General features: G+C 69.5%; 16 protein-coding genes and 1 pseudogene. 10 read left to right on the top strand and 7 right to left on the bottom strand.

Annotated elements, in window-relative coordinates; translation table 11 throughout:
* Together ACLJQ7_RS06480 and ACLJQ7_RS06475 are read left to right on the top strand one after the other, a co-directional pair.
* A complete protein-coding gene (locus tag ACLJQ7_RS06480; protein WP_410647227.1) occupies window positions 1–357 on the top strand; it encodes a hypothetical protein in 357 nt (118 codons plus the stop codon).
* Window positions 358–442: 85 nt separating this feature from the next.
* Window positions 443–2,206 carry a gamma-glutamyltransferase family protein gene (locus ACLJQ7_RS06475; RefSeq protein WP_410647226.1) on the top strand — a complete coding sequence of 588 codons (1,764 nt, stop codon included), beginning with the start codon at window positions 443–445 and terminating at the stop codon, window positions 2,204–2,206.
* 96 nt (window positions 2,207–2,302) lie between these two features.
* Here ACLJQ7_RS06475 and ACLJQ7_RS06470 read toward each other — a convergent pair whose 3' ends face one another.
* On the bottom strand, window positions 2,303–3,178 hold the full coding sequence (locus tag ACLJQ7_RS06470; protein WP_410647225.1) for a VOC family protein: 876 nt from the start codon (window positions 3,176–3,178) through the stop codon (window positions 2,303–2,305).
* Window positions 3,171–3,689, bottom strand: coding sequence for an RNA polymerase sigma factor (locus ACLJQ7_RS06465; protein ID WP_410647224.1), 519 nt, complete (start codon window positions 3,687–3,689; stop codon window positions 3,171–3,173). Before ACLJQ7_RS06465 ends, ACLJQ7_RS06470 begins: the two co-directional genes overlap by 8 nt.
* Before the next feature lie 145 nt (window positions 3,690–3,834).
* Between ACLJQ7_RS06465 and ACLJQ7_RS06460 the strand changes: the two are divergent.
* The 6 genes and pseudogenes from ACLJQ7_RS06460 to ACLJQ7_RS06435 form a co-directional block, all read left to right on the top strand.
* Window positions 3,835–4,212, top strand: a pseudogene (locus ACLJQ7_RS06460) (XRE family transcriptional regulator); the annotation flags it as partial.
* Window positions 4,213–4,276: 64 nt separating this feature from the next.
* Window positions 4,277–5,134 carry a hypothetical protein gene (locus tag ACLJQ7_RS06455; protein ID WP_410647223.1) on the top strand — a complete coding sequence of 286 codons (858 nt, stop codon included), beginning with the start codon at window positions 4,277–4,279 and terminating at the stop codon, window positions 5,132–5,134.
* Between the two features lie 382 nt (window positions 5,135–5,516).
* Complete coding sequence (locus tag ACLJQ7_RS06450; RefSeq protein WP_410647222.1) at window positions 5,517–6,641, top strand: sensor histidine kinase; 1,125 nt, start codon at window positions 5,517–5,519, stop codon at window positions 6,639–6,641.
* Window positions 6,638–7,306 carry a response regulator gene (locus ACLJQ7_RS06445; protein ID WP_410647221.1) on the top strand — a complete coding sequence of 223 codons (669 nt, stop codon included), beginning with the start codon at window positions 6,638–6,640 and terminating at the stop codon, window positions 7,304–7,306. The genes ACLJQ7_RS06450 and ACLJQ7_RS06445 overlap by 4 nt, the downstream gene beginning before the upstream one ends.
* 527 nt (window positions 7,307–7,833) lie before the next feature.
* Window positions 7,834–8,034 (top strand): hypothetical protein, encoded by a 201-nt coding sequence (locus ACLJQ7_RS06440; RefSeq protein ID WP_410647220.1) that lies wholly within the window; start codon window positions 7,834–7,836, stop codon window positions 8,032–8,034.
* A complete protein-coding gene (locus tag ACLJQ7_RS06435) occupies window positions 8,034–8,744 on the top strand; it encodes a Crp/Fnr family transcriptional regulator (RefSeq protein WP_410647219.1) in 711 nt (236 codons plus the stop codon). The genes ACLJQ7_RS06440 and ACLJQ7_RS06435 overlap by 1 nt, the downstream gene beginning before the upstream one ends.
* A 77-nt stretch (window positions 8,745–8,821) precedes the next feature.
* Here ACLJQ7_RS06435 and ACLJQ7_RS06430 read toward each other — a convergent pair whose 3' ends face one another.
* From ACLJQ7_RS06430 to ACLJQ7_RS06415, 4 genes are all read right to left on the bottom strand, one after another.
* A complete protein-coding gene (locus tag ACLJQ7_RS06430) occupies window positions 8,822–8,950 on the bottom strand; it encodes a hypothetical protein (RefSeq protein WP_410647218.1) in 129 nt (42 codons plus the stop codon).
* A 112-nt stretch (window positions 8,951–9,062) separates the two neighbouring features.
* Window positions 9,063–9,284: a hypothetical protein gene (locus ACLJQ7_RS06425; protein WP_410647217.1), complete on the bottom strand. Its 222-nt coding sequence runs from the start codon at window positions 9,282–9,284 to the stop codon at window positions 9,063–9,065.
* Window positions 9,285–10,511, bottom strand: a complete 1,227-nt coding sequence (locus tag ACLJQ7_RS06420) for a DUF1707 domain-containing protein (protein WP_410647216.1) — start codon at window positions 10,509–10,511, stop codon at window positions 9,285–9,287.
* A 150-nt stretch (window positions 10,512–10,661) separates the two neighbouring features.
* A complete protein-coding gene (locus ACLJQ7_RS06415) occupies window positions 10,662–11,960 on the bottom strand; it encodes an alginate O-acetyltransferase AlgX-related protein (protein WP_410647215.1) in 1,299 nt (432 codons plus the stop codon).
* 79 nt (window positions 11,961–12,039) lie between these two features.
* On the opposite strand from ACLJQ7_RS06415, the gene ACLJQ7_RS06410 reads away from it, so the two are divergent.
* On the top strand, window positions 12,040–15,255 hold the full coding sequence (locus ACLJQ7_RS06410) for a glycosyltransferase (RefSeq protein WP_410647214.1): 3,216 nt from the start codon (window positions 12,040–12,042) through the stop codon (window positions 15,253–15,255).
* Here ACLJQ7_RS06410 and ACLJQ7_RS06405 read toward each other — a convergent pair.
* On the bottom strand, window positions 15,241–16,350 hold the full coding sequence (locus ACLJQ7_RS06405) for a hypothetical protein (protein WP_410647213.1): 1,110 nt from the start codon (window positions 16,348–16,350) through the stop codon (window positions 15,241–15,243). The two genes, ACLJQ7_RS06410 and ACLJQ7_RS06405, sit on opposite strands and share 15 nt — an antisense overlap.
* Window positions 16,351–16,560: 210 nt before the next feature.
* On the opposite strand from ACLJQ7_RS06405, the gene ACLJQ7_RS06400 reads away from it, so the two are divergent.
* Complete coding sequence (locus ACLJQ7_RS06400; protein WP_410647212.1) at window positions 16,561–17,067, top strand: hypothetical protein; 507 nt, start codon at window positions 16,561–16,563, stop codon at window positions 17,065–17,067.
* Window positions 17,068–17,078: the final 11 nt, after the last annotated feature.

Here is a 17,078-nt window from a genome sequence, read left to right as displayed (position 1 = left end):
GTGAGGGACTTCCGGAGGGCCTGTCATGAGGCGGCGCGGTCGACCGGGGGTCGGGCACTCGAATTCCAGTGCGCGGTCTATCCGCTCAACTTCGACCAGGCGGTCGTCGCCTATCACGATCGCACCGTCGTGGTGCTTCGGCAGGAATGGAACCTCCTCGCCGCCGCGGAATACGAACCGACCGGAAACGAGTACTTCCGCAGCTTCGTTCCGTATGGTCGGCCGTCTTTTGTCGACGAACCGGAGTTGCTGATGGTCGTTTCGCAGATGCTTCCCGGCACCAAGGTGTTCAGTCGGGCGGGCCTCGAAGGGCCACTCGTCTTGGAGGAGTGGCCCGACATGTCCCCTCCGACGTGAAGTGTTGGAAGCCGGAGAACCTCGGCGAAGCGCTCTTCAACTACTGGGACTGAAAAAGTAGTTAGCAACGCGTAGTATCAGCCTCGTGTTCACGACCAGGCCGGAACTGGCCGGCACCCACGGCATGGTGGCATCGACGCACTGGCTGGCCTCGGCCACCGGTATGGCGGTGCTCGAAAACGGCGGCAACGCCTTCGACGCGGCGGTGGCGGCCGGGTTCGTCCTGCAGGTCGCCGAGCCGCATCTGTGCGGTCCGGCGGGGCAGGTTCCCGGCATCTTCGTCACCGCCGCTGATCGCACCCCGCGCGTACTCGCAGGTCAGGGGGTCTCGCCCGCGGCCGCGACGCCGGAGTACTTCGCGGATCTCGGGCTCGACCTGATCCCCGGCAGCGGTCTGCTCCCAGCGACCGTCCCGGGCGCGTGGGACGGCTGGCTGCTGCTCCTGCGGGATCACGGCACGAAGTCGTTGCGCGACGTGCTCGGCTACGCGATCTCGTATGCGCGTAACGGGATTCCGCTGGTCAGCCGGGTCGGTGACACGATCCGCGCGGTACAGGACCTCTTCACCGAGCATTGGCCGACGTCGGCGGCGCTCTGGCTGCCGGACGGCAAGCCCGCCGAAGGGCTACACCGCAACCCGGCCCTCGCGGACACCTGGGAACGGCTGGTCGCCGAGGCCGAGGCGGTCAGCGGCCGAGAGGCGCAGATCGATGCCGGACGCCGCGCGTGGTCGCAGGGTTTCATCGCCGAAGCGATCGAGGCGTTCAGCCGCAAGGCGTTCCGTGACGATTCCGGGCGCGATCACGCCGGGCTCCTCACCGGCGAGGACATCGCGGGCTGGGAAGCGACGTACGAGGACGCGCTGCAGGTCGACTTCGGTGACTGGGGCCTGGTGAAGATGGGCGCCTGGACGCAAGGTCCGGCGTTGCTGCAGCAGGCGCGGTTGCTGGACGGCCTGCGCGACGAGCTGTCCTATGTGGACGGAATCCCGACGGAGCGCACGGTGCACTTGGCCGTCGAGGCGACGAAGCTGGCGTTCGCGGATCGTGAGGCTTGGTACGGGGATTCGCCCGACGTGCCGATCGAGTTGCTGCTCTCCCGCGAGTACGCCGACGCCCGCCGCGCGTTGATCACCGAAGAAGCGTCCGCCGAACTCCGGCCAGGAGGACCTTCACCGCGGCTGCCCGCGATTCTCGAAAAGCTGCGTGGCCTGGAATCCGGCTCCGGTGCGACGGGGGAGCCGACGGTCGGACCGCTGGGCGAGACTCGCGGCGACACCGTGCACATCGACGTCGTCGACGCGGCCGGGAACATGATCTCGGTGACGCCGTCGGGCGGCTGGCTGCAGTCGAGCCCGACGATCCCGGAACTGGGTTTCTGTCTCGACTCTCGCGGGCAGATGTTCTGGCTTGAACAGGGCTTGCCGAACTCGCTGGCGCCGCGCAAGCGGCCGCGGATCACGCTTTCGCCGTCGATGGGCCTGCGTGACGGCGAGCCGGTACTCGCGTTCGGGACCCCCGGCGGCGACCAGCAGGACCAGTGGCAGCTGTGTTTCTGGCTGGCGCACACGCTCGGCGGGCTGAACCTGCAGGAGTCGATCGACTCGCCCGCGTGGCACACCACCGCCTTCCCGAGTTCGTTCTATCCGCGCTCGTGGACGCCGCGGGAACTGGTGGTCGAATCGCGCCTGGGTCAGTCCACAATGGACGCCCTCGCGGCGCGCGGGCACGCCGTCGTCGACGCGGGACCTTGGGCGCTCGGGCGGCTTTCGGCCGTGTCGCGGTCCGGCGGTGTCCTGCGCGCCGCCGCGAACGCGCGCGGAATGCAGGGCTACGCCGCCGGCCGCTGACGGTCTCCGCCTCGTGAGTGGTAAAGAGCGTTAGAACGACCATTACCACTCACGACCCCGCGCAGGGAGGCCCGGCGAAAGGTAGCTCTCACAACGTCAAGAGCGCGGCTGTTCCCAGAGCCAGAATTCGATGCCCTGGTCGTCCACGCAGTCGGCGCTCAGGCCGTAGGGCTGCTGTTCGGTTTCGCCTGCCTGGCCGCCTTGGGCGCGGACACGGTCGAGGGCGGCGGCGAGATCGTCGACGGCGTACATGAGTTTCCAGCCCACCTGCCGCCCCGGGCCACCCCAGAGCCCGCCCTGCAGGCCGGACCCTTCGACACCCCAGCCGCCTTCGACCCGCCCTGGCGAGAACTGCCAGCCCAGAACGGCACCGTAGAACGCCTTCGCGCGTTCGTCGTCGGGCACCTGGAAAGTGAAGTAGCCCGCTTCGCCGTGCCGGATCGGCGCAGCGGCCGCCGAAGCGGGCCGAGGCGCCGCCTGCGCGACGAGCCACCGCTGGCCGTACGGGTCCTTGATCTCCCCGCTCAGCCCGTGGCCTTCGTCCGCGACGGGACGGCGCAGCTCCCCGCCCAGCTCCACGGCCCGCGCGGCCGACGCGCGCACGTCCGCGACCTCGACCCGGATCAGCGGGCCACCGGCGGGCGCCACGACGATGTCCAGTTCGGGGAATTCCTCCGCGAACATCAGCACGCTGTCCCCGATGGCCAGTTCCGCGTGCCCGACCCGGCCGTCCTCCATCACGATCGGCTCGGACCGCCGCCGCGCCCCGAACACCTCGACATAGAAGTCGAGCGCGGCGCGCGCGTCGGTGACCACGAGATAGGGCGTCAGGGAACGTACTTCGGCTGTTTCCGTCATATCGGCTCCGTTCAGGACGGCGCGACGAAGGTTGTCGCGCAGTTTGGCGGCGAAGAGCGGGTCAGGCTCGACAGGTTGCGAGGGCGCGCGAAGCGCGTCGAACGGATCAGGCATCACGACCCTCCTTCTCCTGATAAGCACGCCGGAACGCGGCACGGGCCCGCACGAGCAACGCCTCCGTGGCGTGCACCGTGCGATCGAGATGGCCGGCGACCTCCGGTACCGGGAGGCCGTCGACGTAGCGAAGCGTCAACGCGGCCTGGTGATGCGCCCCGAGCGACGCGAGTACCTCGCGTGCCAGGAGCGCGTCCAGCCGTTCGTCCCACGGATCGGTGTATTCCTCCTCGTGGACGAGCCGCAGCCCGCGTTCCTCACGTGCTTTGCGCCGCCAGTGATCGGCGAGCTTGTGCCGGGCGACGCCGATCAGCCACCCGGTGCTCACTGGAGGTGCGAACTCCTTGCGACAGGCCCTCACCGCGCCGAGGAACGTCTCCGACGTCAGTTCCTCGGCGAGGGTGCGATCACCGCACCGGGACAGCAGGTACCCGTAGACCTCCGGCAACGCCGTCTCGTAGAGCGACAGCAGCGCGAAGGCCGGGTCCCGTTGCACCCGTGGTTCCGTCACATCCCCATCGTCGCTCGGGGAGCCACAACTCCGACGGGTGAAATCGAACCTTCTCAGTTTCGCGGATCGGGCAGCCGCCGAGCCACCGTGATCACCCCGACCGTCAGCACCGCCTGAATCCGATGACCAGCACGAACGCGCCCTTGTGCGCAACGCGCGGTGCGACATCCTCGCCTACAACCTGGCCTACGACTGGCTGATGGGCGGCCTCGACGCGATCCCGTTCGAGGACCGCAACACCCTGATCCAGTGCCTGACCAACCCCGCGTGGCGGCGCAGCCTTCCGACTGGGAACTCAACCTGCCCCGGGTGGTCGCCGGATTCCGCGCGGCGCTGGCCGAGCACCTCGCCGAACCGGCGTGGAAGAACCTGGTCAAACGGCTGCGGCAGGAGTCCGAACTCTTCGAGCGGATGTGGAAGGAAGTTCTCGTACCTTTACCTCGATCGGCGTTCCGAGATCTCCCTGGCGACGCTGACCCCGGCGGATGAGGAAACCGCGGCGAAGCTGCCCAGTTCCTTCTGAAGAGGGAGGCGGACCAGGCTCGCGAGGGAGCCTTTCCGCGGCACGAACGCCGACGCTGGGGAGCATGACCGTAGCGACGGCTCCACCCAAGATCTCCAGCGCCCGCCTGATCGTCTGCTACGCCGCGATCCTGGGCACGCTCCCGTATCTGACCCTCAAAGCGTCTTGGGTCACCGGCGGCGGCCTCGGCCTGCGCGATCCGTCCTTTGTGGACTCCGACCTGATGGTGTTCGCGAACCTGGCCACCGGCGGGATGGACGTCGTCGCGGTGCTCCTCGCACTGGCGTTCACCTACTCCTGGGGCCGCCGGATCCCCGCGCCGCTGGTCCTGTTCCCGATCTGGATCGGCACCGGGCTGCTCGCGCCGATCGTGCTGGACCTCCCGGTGATCGTCGCCGACCTGTCCACGGCGCAACTGGACGAAATGCCGTTGGAGAACTGGGTCTGGGCCGTCGTCTACGGCGGCTTCGCCTGGCAGGGCATCCTGCTGCTGACCGCGTTCGTGCTCTACGCCCGCGACCGCTGGTGGTTCGTCGTCACCGGCACCGTGAAGCCGGGCACGATCGGCGCGGCGGGCCTGCTCGGCATCGCCGCCGCGCTCATCACGGCGATCGGCCACTCGATCTGGGCGTCCGGGACCGGCGGTATCGCGGCCCGCGGCCAGGACGTCGTGCTCGCGGTGCTCGGTGTGCTCGCCGCGATCGCGCTGGCGAACGTGTCGCGAGGACGGTTCTGGCCGCGGCTGGTGCTGGTGTGGACCGGCGCCGGGGCGATGGCGGGCACGGGAGCGTGGGGGTTGTTCACCGCGTTCACCATGGGATCCACCGGGCGCGTGGTGGTGCTGGCCGTCCAGGTGATCGGCGGAGTGCTGATGATGATCTCGGTCCTGCGGCGGCTACCGGTGGTCGAACAGGCGACGTGAATTCGCTCATCATTTCCGGTGGTCGTTCGAGGGCACCGACCTGTGTGGCGTGCGGGTGGCGGGCTCGTGACCGGTGACCCCGGAGTCGGTGGAGTCAGCGCCGCGATGATGGTGTGAGTCGCCGCGCGATCGCCGAACTCGCGTGATTGGAGACGGAACTCACCGAGCCCGGAGCGCACCGTCTTCCGGCTCCAGACACGCGTGATGCGGACGGGAGCACGCGAGTTACGACTTATCGCACAAAGTGCGTGAAGGTCGTCCCTCGGCTCGGCCGAAGAAGGGGCTTACCGCACCCCGGGGCGGCGGCTACCGCAGGCGGCGTAGCCGGGAAGCCGCTTTTCAACGGACGCGATACGCCCCCGCCCCGGGTAGTTTTCGTCCTGTGCTGCTGAAAGAACGGTTTCCGTGGAGCCCCTGGGTGGGCCGCGTGCTGCGCGTGGTGCTGCCGCTGGGGTTCGTCCTCGGTGCCACGAGCGGCGCCTCGCGTTGGCAGCCGGACGCGCCGCAGCTGACCACGTCCGGGGTGCTGTGGCTGGTCGCCATCGCGGTACCGCTGCTGATCGTCCACCGCTTCCCGATGACGATCTTCCTGCTCACCTCCGCGCTGACGCTCGGCTACTACTCGTCCGGCCACCCGGGCGGGCCGGCGATCGTCCTGCCGACCATCGCGCTGTTCCTGCTCACCAAGATCCGCGGGCCGGTCGTCGCCGGCGGCACCGGGGGAGCGCTGCTGGCGGCCGCGGGGATCGTGTTGTTCGTCCGGCACGGGTTCGCCGGTTTCGATCTGCGGACCGGGTTGGGGCTGGTCTGGGTGATCGCGGTCGTCGGGGTCGGGACGGCGGTGCGCAACGGGATGGCGGCCGCGCGGGCCCGCCGCGAGCAGGCCGACGAGCACCGGCACCGGATGGCCGAACAGGAGCGGCTCACCATCGCCCGCGAGGTGCACGACGTCGTCGCGCACAGCCTCGCGATGATCAACGTCCAGGCCGGGGTCGCCGCGCACGTCGCCGACCGGCGTCCTGAGCAGGCGAAAGAGGCATTGCTGAACATCAAGGAAGCGAGTGCTTCGGCGCTGAAGGACCTTCGCGCCACGTTGGCCGTGCTGCGTTCCGGTGAGGACAAGGCGCCCGCACCGAGCCTCGCCCAGGCCGACGAGCTGTTCGAGCACGCCCGCGCCGCCGGGTTGGAGGTCCGCGTCGACGGTGAGCCGGGGGAGCTGCCCGCGCCCGTCGACGGCGCCGCGTACCGGATCCTGCAGGAATCGCTGACGAACGTGGTCCGGCACGCGCATCAGGCGCGGGGTGTCGACGTCAGGTTCGAGCGGAAAACCGGTGCGCTCACGTTGCTCGTCCGCGACGATGGCCGTGGCGCCGTCGATCCCGCGCCCGGTCACGGCCTGCGCGGGATGTCCGAACGGGCGGCCGCGCTGGGCGGCGCGCTCACGACGTCGGTGGTGGACGGCGGCTTCCAGGTTCGCGTGGATTTGCCGATCGAGGGGGAACGATGACGATCCGGGTGGTTCTCGCCGACGACCAGGTGCTGGTCCGCGCCGGTTTCCGGGTTTTGCTGGAGACCGAGGACGGGTTCGAGGTCTTGGCCGAGGCGGGTGACGGCGAGCAGGCCGTCGCGGCCGCCGTCGAGCACCGGCCCGACATCGTCGTGATGGACGTCCGGATGCCCGGCGTCGACGGGCTCGAAGCGACGCGGCGGATCACCGCGAATCCCGAGCTGGCCGGGGTGAAGGTCCTGGTCCTGACCACGTTCGACGTCGACGAGTACGTCTACGAGGCGTTGCGCGCGGGCGCGAGCGGGTTCCTGCTGAAGGACACCGATCCGGTGGACCTGCTCCGGGCGCTGAAGGTGGTCGCCGCGGGCGAGGCCCTGCTGGCGCCGACCGTGACCAGGCGGCTGATCGCGGAGTTCGTCGACCGGCCGGAGAACCGCCGCATCGACGTGAGCGCCGTCCGCGAGATCACCGACCGCGAACGCGAGGTCCTCGGCCTGGTCGCCGGCGGGATGTCGAACGACGAGATCGCCGCGCATCTGGTGATCTCCACGGCGACCGCGCGCACGCACGTCAGCCGCATCATGACCAAGATCGGGGCGCGTGACCGGGCACAGCTGGTGGTGCTCGCCTACGAATCGGGTCTGGTCAGCCCTCGCCGGGGTTGAGGTTCCCCCAAAAAGCTGAGATTGCCGAAAAAATCTCCGCCGATCACGGTGGGTCGTCAAGGTGGGCCCAACGCTAACGTTCCGTTAATCGGAGGCCTGATCGTCGGGTCGGCAGACCTCCTCCAGGACGTGCATCTGCACGTGCACTTCGGTCGGTAATGCCTCATTTCCGTTTCCACCAGGGCTCCGGCTATCCGGAGGGGCGATTCCGGTGGCCAGTCCGAAAACAATATGAAGGTACGGCTAACGCTGATTTCCTGGCGAACGCAGAAGTAAAGCGCGGGATCTCCTCTCGGCTCCGGGCACGGTGCGTGATTTTTCGTTCGGCCACCGGACGGAACGATGGTCACTTTCCGTCGCGAAATCGCTCCCTGGACGGGTCCCCCTGCTCTTGAGTTCCTTTCTCGCAAGCGCGCTGAGCATTAGTCTTCGACTCAACGGCAAGGGGGACATCACCTACCCGACGTGATTCTCACCCGGCCGGGCAGGAACTGGATTCACCTTTCTTCTCTTACTGGGAGTCACCATTGACGACACAGACATCTGATCCGCTTCTGGTGGTCACCGCGGGCGTCGTCGTTCTGTCCTACATCGTTTTCGCCGCGATCCTCATCCGGCTTCTCCTCGCCGGAAGGGTCGCCCAGCCCGCGAAGGTCATCGGGTCGGTCGCGGCGCTCGTGGCCGGGCTCCCGGCGATCCTCTACGCGTTCGCGGCGGTGGTGGGCTGATGGACGTGGATTTCACCGAACGGCAGTGGCATCGGCTGCTCGCCCTCGGCAGGCACGTGGACCACGCGGTGGGTACGACGCTGCTCCGCCAGGGTGACCCGGCCCCGCCGGTGCTGATCACGCGGTCCGGTTTCGTGAAGGCGTTGCGCGCCGCCCAGGGCGACACGACGCCGATGATCGTGGACCTGCTCGGCGCCGGTGACGTACTCGGCGTCGAGGACTGCCTGGCCGGACGGCCGAGCAGGCTCTCGTACATCGCCACGAAGCCGGTTCGTGTGCTGGAGGTTCCGCAGCGCGCCTTTCGCGGCTTTCTCGACGATGACGACCAGGCGATGGCCTTGATCGCGGTGGCGCTGGCCGCCCGGCTGCGGCAGCGGAACGTCGCGCTGGGTTTCGCGACGGCCAAGGTGCGGAGCCGGTTGACCGCGTTCCTGACCAGATTGCAGGCGCTCTACGGGGTTCCCGGTGAGGGCGGCGTCGTGATCGACGTGGGACTGAACCACACGGACATCGCCTCCGCGATCGGCGCTTCGCCCGCGTCGGTCAACGCCGAGATGGCGAAACTGAAGAACGACGGATATCTGAGCACCGGCTACAAGACGATCCACGTGAAGAAGCCGTTGCGTGCGGACGGCCCGCCGCTCACCCTGGCCCCGGCCGCGCGGCGGCGGATTCCGCAGCTGCGGATACCGCGGATCGCGATGGGGTGAACGGGGCTTTCTTCGTGGGACCCACGAAGAAAGCCCCGTTCATCTCCTTCATGCGCCGCGGGGTGCGCAAGATCGGGTCAACCGCGCTTCAGCTGAAGCGCCAGCCGCACGACGAACACGACGGCCAGCACGGCGACCAGGGCGATTTCCCAGGCCATGGCGGCTCCTCCTCGTCCAGCATCCGGACGCTCCGATGCTCTGCCCATAAGGCGCATCACCGGGGGAGGACGTTCACCGACACGGCCTAACTCACTCGGACGGATTAACCAGCGGCCGGGGGTCGTGAGTGGCAAGGAGCGTTAGAACGACCATCACCACTCACGACCCCCCCGCAGCCGGCCGACGGTGGCTTTCGGCAAGCTCCGAGTACCGGCCGGTCACGGCGTCGTAGCGTGCCGTCAGCTGGTCGTAGCGCACGCCGAGCTCTTCGTACAGGTCGGCGTACTGACCCGCCCGGATGATCATGTCGTCATACGACTTCCGGGACACCGCCCAGCGCTTGACGAAGGCGCGCACCGGGTTCTTGATCGCACGTCTCATTCAGTTGTTGCGTTCGGTCGGCGGGGCCTTCTGGACCTGTGAGTTGAGCAGCGACCGGAACGCCTGCTCGGCCTGCGCCTCGGGGCCGAAGACCTCGACGATGATCACCCGGGTGTAAAGGACGTACACGGCGCGATAGACGGTCGAGTCGGGTGAATTCCCGACGAAGACCGGTACCCCGCGCATCGCGAGGTCGCGGTCGGCGGTGAGACCGCCCTCCAGCTGCCCGTTCCCGTACTCCTGGGCGACCTTCGAGGTGCCCTGCGCGTCCGGGAAGTCGAGGGCGATCAGGCTGAGCGTGACCTCGCCGTCGGTGTTGGTCTTGAGCAGACATTCGGACATCTTGGCGCGCTCGATCTGCGCGATCACCGTCTCCGGCAGGAATTTGGCCGACTTCAGCTTCGCGATGTCGAAGGTGCCGCCACCGGCGCGAGGTGAGCCGGTGAGATTGGCCAGCGCCGTGTCGTTGGCCGACGGCTCGGGCTTGGCCGCCGGTGGTTCGGGGAGAGGCTTCGTGCTCGGCACGGGCGGAGGCTGCTGCTGGCTCGAGGGCTGCTGCGCGGTGGGGGCGTCACCGCCGGTGCTCGAGAGCAGCGCCCACGCGCCGACGCCGACACCGGCGAGCACCACGACGGCGATCGCGGCGATGACGAGCTTGCGCTTGGAACCGGACGACGGCTTGATCTGGAACGACTCCGGCCCCTGGCTGACCCAGTTCGTGTCGTTGCCGGACGGCGCCAGCGGCGGGAACTCCGAACCGCCCCACGGCGGGCTCTGGTCCTCCGGCGTGTTCCAGCCGCCGTGCTGCTGCTGTTGTTGCTGTGGCGGCGGCGCGGGCTGGGCGAATCCGCCGCTCGGTGAGTGCTCCCCGGGGCGCTGCGGGTACGGCTGCTGGAACCCGCCCGCCGGCGAGCCGGGGTGCTGCTGCGGCGGCTGTTGCTGGGGCTGCCATGGCGGGACGACCTGGGTGCGTTCGGCAGCGCCGGTGTCGGACGGCGACACCACCTGGGTCGCGTCGGCCGAGGGCCGCGGGGGCTGTCCCGGCGGCGCGACCGGCTGGATGATCTGCGTCTCGGCGGGGTTCGCTCCCGGCACCTGCGGCGGCGGGTGTTCCAAGGACACGGCCTGCGAGAGCACCTGGTCACGCCGAGTGCGGTAATCGTCGGCCGTGAGCCTCCCGGCCGCGAGTTCCTCGTCGAGCCTGCGCAGCTCTTCCTGCCAGGTCACCCCGTTACCCCCTTTGGATCAGTCGTCCCCGAGCGACGAAGGATCTTTGTCGTCGCGGCCTACATGACCGCACCGGGCACATTGTGCACGGGGGGCGGCCGAGCGTCGCGGCCTACCACCCAGTCGTAATATTCGGGCGACCATCCCGGCTTACCTCGGTGTTTGCGCCAGGACCCTGGCGAGCCGGTCGATGGCCTGCTCGCGCAGGAGCATCGACGACCCGCCGACGACATTGCGCTCCACGAACTCGAACACGACGACGTCGCGATCTTCGAACAGATTCTTCAGCGTCCCGTCGTCACCCGTGGCCACCGTGTCGGTGTGGACGATCGTCAGATCCCTGCAGGTGGCGGCGAGGAACGGGCTGGCGAACTGGGTGAACGAGTCGGCGACCACCGCCATATTGGGCGTGACGGTGCCGCGGGGGGTGTCGGGCTGGGTCAGCCGCAGCGGGGTCTTGAAGTCGCTGGCGAGGTACCGCGTTCGATCGGCACCGCCGTCCGGAGCCAGCGCGTAGGCCCGCAGGCTGCGGTCCAGCGGCCGCCCCAGCAGCCGCTCGAGGTCGGCAGGCCACGACCGGGAACCGCTCTCCTTCACCTCCCAGGTCGCGGTGACCCCGGGCGTGATCGCCTGCGCGAGCGCGTAAGTCATGGTGAGCCCGGCTTCGAACGTCCAGTGGGTGTCGTTCGGGACGTACACCGACCGGCCGAGGCTCCGCTCGGTGTCGGCGAGCGCGCCACGCAGGTCCATCGCCCTGGTCGCGGCGGGCACCTTGCCCCAGAACTCGGCCGTCCGCGGTGGCGCGCAGTCATGACCGGGGTAGTGGTCCGGCAGCTGCGCCGGCTTCATGGTGGACTTGTCGGGCGCGAAAACGAGCTCGAACCGGCGTCCCGACGCTTCGACCGCCTGACGTAACCGGTTCAACATCGCGATCACCCGGTCGAGATCCATCACCGGCTCGCACCGGGCGTGCATGTCCTCCCCGAAGTACAACCAGCCGTCCTTGCCGACGACGACCTGGGGGTAGGCCTGCGGTCCCTTCGGCACGCGCCCCTTGCTCGGCTGCCCCGCCGTGCTGTCCTGCGCGCCGGCCGCGGCGCCGGGCGGGTCGCCGAAGACGCCGGTACTGATTTCGTCCGCCGCGTTCACCCCGGCCTGGCGCAACGGGAGGTGGTCGGTCGCCCAGCCGGACAGCCCGGTGAAGAAGCTCCAGCCGTCGCCGAAACCGGGGAATTCGCGCAGCGGGCGGTTCTCGAACGGCTCGGTCCGCACCCCGACGACCAGTAAGAACACGGGGACGAAGAAGAAGGCGAGCGCGCAGGTCAGCGCCGTCCGCTGCCGCCTGCTGTGCCGCGGCCGGTAAAGGCTGTGCTCGTTCGGCAACCAGGATTCCGGTGTCTGAAGCAGCTCTGACGGCCCGGACGAAGTCGGTGGGGGGTTGACGAACACACCCGCGATCGTAGCGGGGCGTGCCCGCCTCCGGAGGCGAACGTGAAGACCGGTGTCCCTGGCGGATAGTCTCCTCGTCATGGGCAAGGGGACTCCTGGCGAGCGGTTGATCGAGTGGACCGGCGAGCGGTGCGTGCCGTGGGCCGACGACGTCCAGGTGATCTACGAGCACTATCACCGCTACGCGCTCGCCACCCGGTTCGCCGCCGGTAAGCGGGTACTCGACCTCGCCAGCGGCGAAGGCTACGGCAGCGCCCTGCTCGCCGGGCCCGCGGCCGAGGTGGTCGGGCTGGAGATCGACCCGGTCACCGTGGACCACGCTCGTGCCCGCTATCCGGAGGTCACCTTCGAGGTCGGTTCGATCACCGACCCGGAGGCGCTCGCGGGCACGGAGCCGTTCGAGCTGATCACCTGTTTCGAGGCGATCGAGCACGTCGAGGCGCAGGACTCGATGATGGCCCTCGTCCGTGCCCGGCTCGCGCCGGGCGGGATCTTCCTGTGCAGCACCCCGGATATCGCCGTGTACAGCGGCGACCACGGCAACCAGAACCCGTTCCACGTCCACGAGCTGACCGAGTCGGCGTTCCGGACGTTGATGGAGAAGAGCTTCGAGCACGTCACCCTGTTGCGGCAGAACGTCGCCGTCGGTTCGCTGATCCACGACGGCGGAACGTCGGCGGCCGAGCTGTTCCGGCTCGAACAGGGCGACGGCGACGAGTGGCGGGTCGCCGCCGGTGCGCCGCACACGTACTTCATCGCGGTCGCGTCCTCGACGCCGATCACCCTGCCGACCGCTTCCATGCTGGTGGACCCGCATCTGACGCTGGTCGCCAGGGCCAACGCCGACGCGGACGCGCGAGCGGCCGAGGCGGAGCGGGCGCGTGTCGCGCTGGACCGTGCCGAGGACGGGCTGCGCCGGGCAAGCGAACAAGCCGCCCGGCAGGCGGATGAGATCGCGGAGATCACGGCCGCCGAACGGCGTGCGGTGACCGAACGCGACCAGGCGGCCGCCCGTGCCGAAAGCGCCCGCGCCGGACTCAGCCGGGCCTCGAACGAGCTCGGCCTGCTGCAGCGGAAGGCGGCCAACGACCGCGACCGGCTGCAGTGGCTCGCCCGGAACAACGTCCAGCTGAGCGAGACGGTCGGTCGCCTCGCCGCGGAGAACTCCCAGCTGCGCGCCGAGCAGTCCGCGCTCGTCCAGCGCGTGCTCGGCACGTACCGCGGCGCGATCGAGAAGGTCGCTCCCCGGGGCACCCGCCTGCGTGACCTCTACGAGACGGCGCTCGGCCGCCCCGCGGGAGCGGCCCCGGCCGTGGCGGCCGTACCCGGCCCGGTCGCGGTCACCACCAGCGACGAGCCGATCGTCAGTGTCGTCATCCCGGTCTACGGCAACTGGTCCTACACGCGTGCCTGCCTCGACTCGATCCAGCGTCACCTGCCCACCACCCCGTTCGAGGTCATCGTGGTCGACGACGCGTCGCGCGACGACTCAGTGGACCGGGTCGCCCAATGCGCGGGCATCCGGCTGGTACGGGCGCCCCGGAACCTCGGCTTCGTCGGCGCGTGCAATCTCGGCGCCGGACACGCGCGCGGCGACTTCGTCATGTTCCTCAACAACGACACCGAGGTCCGGCCCGGCTGGCTGGACGAACTGGTCGACGTCGTCGAGACCCGGCCGGACGTCGGGCTCGTCGGCTCGAAGCTGGTCTACCCGGACGGCAGGCTGCAGGAATGCGGCGGGATCATCTGGGCCGATGGCACCGGCTGGAACTACGGCAGGCTGCAGAACCCGGACCTGCCCTGGTTCCAGGCACTGCGCGACGTCGACTACTGCTCCGGGGCCGCGGTGCTGGTCCGCCGCCGGCTGTTCGAGCGGATCGGCGGGTTCGACAAGCGGTTCTCACCCGCCTACTACGAGGACACCGACCTCGCGTTCGCCGTGCGGGCGGCCGGGTTCCGGACGATGGTGCAGCCGTCGTCCGTGGTCGTCCACCACGAGGGCGTTTCGAACGGAACCGACCTCGCCGCCGGGGTCAAACGGCACCAGGAACTGAATCGCAGTGTGTTCGTGGACAAGTGGAGCGTCCAGCTGCGCGACCACCTCCCGTCGGCCAGTGCGCGCGCGTTGTGGTCGGCACGGCAGCGCACCGAGGACGGCCATCGCGGTGGCACCGTGCTCGTGGTCGACCACCAGATCCCCACGCCGGACAAGGATTCCGGGTCGGTGCGGATGGCCAGGATCCTCGAGCTGCTCGTCGGGCTGGGACATCGCGTCGTCTTCATGCCGTTCAACCACGCGTTGCCGGAGCCGTACGCGAGCCCGCTGTACCGCATGGGCGTCACCGTGATCACCGGTCTGGACGAGCAGCTGGAGTTCCTGCGCGACGCCGGTCCCGACTTGCGGCTGGCCGTGCTGTCGCGGCCACATGTCGCCTGGCAGTGGATCGAGCAGGTCCGCCAGCACGCGCCGAACTGCCTCATCGCCTACGACACCGTCGATCTCCACTTCGTCCGGCTCGCCCGGCAGGCCGATCTGGTCGCGCAACTCGGCGACACGAGCGAAGAGGTGACCTTGCGCCGGCGCGCGGAAGTGCTGCGCGAGTCGGAACTCGGCCTGACCAGGATCGCCGACGTCACCTTCGTCGTGTCCGACGTCGAACGGGAGCTCCTGCGGGAACTCGTCCCGTCGGCAAGGGTCGAGGTGCTGTCGAACGTGCACTACGCCGACGGCGCCGCGTCGGTTCCCGACGGTCGCGACGGGATCGTCTTCGTCGGCGGCTTCGATCACGTGCCGAATCGGGACGCCGCACACTGGCTCGCCACCGAGATCATGCCGCTCGTGCGCGAGCGCAGGCCCGACGCGGTCGTGCAGATCGTCGGCAGCAACCCGCCCTCCGCGGTGCTCGAGCTCGAACGCGACGGCGTCGTCGTACGGGGCTGGGTGCCGGACCTCGACGAGATCTACCAGACCGCTCGGGTGGTCGTCGCGCCGCTGCGGTTCGGGGCGGGCGTGAAGGGGAAGCTCGGCGAAAGCCTCGGCTACGGCGTGCCCGTCGTGGCGACCTCACTCGCCGCCGAGGGCATGCACCTCACACACGGTCAGGACGTACTGCTCGGGGAGACGGCCGAGGAACTCGCCGACCGGATCGTCACCCTGCTCGAGGACGGCAAGCTGTGGACTCGCCTGTCCGAGGAGGGCAAGAACGTGGTGGAGAACCGGTTCGGCGCGGAACTGGCCCGGCGGACCCTCGCCGACCTCCTTGAACTGGGTGGTCAGGCCTCAGCTCGGCGGTAGCGCTTCCTTGTAGGTGGCGCGTGTCTTGTCGAGGCTGATGCGGAGCTTGTTCTTGTCCAGGGCGAACGGCTGCGACGCCCACAGCACGACGGCGACCTTGCCCGAGGTGAACCACGTGCCGTCCATGCGGCGTGCCCCATCGCGTCCGGTGACGGTAGCGGGGTCGTCGGCCCGCAGAGCGAATCCGCCCGCCTGGGAAGCCTGCATCAGGTAGGCGACGACGGCCTTCGCGTCTTCGTCCGATCGCGTGGGGATGGCGTACGCGAGATAGCCGGTGTCGCCGTCGCTGGAGCCACGGAAGACGACGCTGGTGACACCGTGCTGGGCGAAGATCTGCGCGGACTCCTTCGGGAAGAGCTTCAGCTCGACCCCTTTGTCGAGCGAGACCGTGGAGTTCTCGGGAAGCGGCGAGCCCGGCAACGCCGGAACGCGGTCCTCGAGCGTGGGCTCCGGAACGGGCTGCCCGGCGCCCGGCCCGCCGACGGCGTCCGGTGCCTGCGCGATGGCGGGTGGCGGCTGCTGATCGCCACCGTTCGCCGCACCGAGCCACAGGGTGCCGCCGATGATCAACCCGAGCACGACCAGCACGGCGGCGGCGACGAACAGCCAGGTCGGTTTCTTCCTGCCGACGACGGCGTAGTCCTCCGAGGCCGGAGCGCTGTGCCGGGGATCGGCGTCGGGGACCAGCGACGGCAGGGTGCGGGGCAGCTGCCGGGTACCCGGATCGCGCCGGGGCTGGGACGGCTCGGCGCGCAGGTACACCGTCGGATTGATGTCGGCGGGCGACGGCGCGGTGGTCTTGTGGTCGGGCAGGCGGGGCACGAAGTGCCTGCCCTTCGGGGTCTCGCGCGGCTCGGCGGCCGGCGGTGGCACGGGCGGGAGCGTGACGGTCGGAAGCTCGACCTGCCGCATGGCCGGGTTGGCGCTGTGCCACGGCGCGCCCGGACGGCTCAAGGGCGACGCGACCGGCGACGGCATCGACCCGCCGGAGGCTTCGGCGAGCAGTTCGTCCCGTCTTTTGCGGTGCTCCGCGTGCCCGATACGACCCGAGGCCAATTCGACGTCCAGCTGCCGAAGCTCGTCCTGCCAGCTCATTTAGCCCCCTGCCGCTGGGTGTTGGCAGCCAGTGTCGCATGACCCGGACGGGTGGTTGATATTGGTCTTTCCCATTCTTGCGTCCGGTTCGGCGCAGGTCCAGCACGGTCCGGAGGCGACGGCGCGGACCCACCGGGGTGATGCTCTTTCGGCTGGTCAGCGGCGATCGGGCGGTCCCGCCGGTACGGTGGCGGACGTGGGAAGTGCCGGGTGAGCGAAATCGACGAGTGTCGCGGCGCGCTGCGCGAGCTGGCCATCGGCAGGCTCGCCGGCCGAGACGTCCGCACCTCGCATCTGGTCGAGGCCGGTCTGGACGCGATCGTCGCCGGACTCGACACCCCGTCCCTCGCCTTGCTCGCCGGGCTCGAATCCTCCGCCGAAACCGCCGTCGACAAGGCGTTCGGCCAGGTCGTCGACGAACTCGGGCTCCAACTGCCCGCCGATCCGACGGCCGCCCGCTGGCTGCTGATCCACGGCTGGCTCACCGCGATGGTCGACGGCCGCCTTTCGCCCGCGGCCGGCGGCGCGCTGGTCAGCGAGGTCGGCGAGCTGCTCGGGTCGCCGCCGTCGTTGCGCGGGATCGCGCGGTGGTCGGCGATGCTCGACGGCTGGATCCCGACCGACCTCACCCCGAGGGACGTCTGCGAAGTGCCGATCCTCGAGGAGTCGGCCGAGCTGCTCGAAGGACCTTGGCCGCCTTCCCCGCGTCACCCGTAAAGCCCCGGTTT

Source organism: Amycolatopsis sp. cmx-4-54, from assembly GCF_046548895.1.
Classification (GTDB): domain Bacteria; phylum Actinomycetota; class Actinomycetes; order Mycobacteriales; family Pseudonocardiaceae; genus Amycolatopsis.
This window is presented reverse-complemented; position numbering and strand designations above follow the sequence as displayed.

Coding starts and splice junctions, on each gene's coding strand:
- ACLJQ7_RS06470 (WP_410647225.1), bottom strand. CDS start 3,178: ATGCCTGATCCGTTCGACGCGCTTCGCGCGCCCTCGCAACCTGTCGAG.
- ACLJQ7_RS06455 (WP_410647223.1), top strand. CDS start 4,277: ATGACCGTAGCGACGGCTCCACCCAAGATCTCCAGCGCCCGCCTGATC.
- ACLJQ7_RS06445 (WP_410647221.1), top strand. CDS start 6,638: ATGACGATCCGGGTGGTTCTCGCCGACGACCAGGTGCTGGTCCGCGCC.
- ACLJQ7_RS06435 (WP_410647219.1), top strand. CDS start 8,034: ATGGACGTGGATTTCACCGAACGGCAGTGGCATCGGCTGCTCGCCCTC.
- ACLJQ7_RS06430 (WP_410647218.1), bottom strand. CDS start 8,950: ATGGGCAGAGCATCGGAGCGTCCGGATGCTGGACGAGGAGGAGCCGCC.
- ACLJQ7_RS06425 (WP_410647217.1), bottom strand. CDS start 9,284: ATGAGACGTGCGATCAAGAACCCGGTGCGCGCCTTCGTCAAGCGCTGG.
- ACLJQ7_RS06410 (WP_410647214.1), top strand. CDS start 12,040: ATGGGCAAGGGGACTCCTGGCGAGCGGTTGATCGAGTGGACCGGCGAG.
- ACLJQ7_RS06405 (WP_410647213.1), bottom strand. CDS start 16,350: ATGAGCTGGCAGGACGAGCTTCGGCAGCTGGACGTCGAATTGGCCTCG.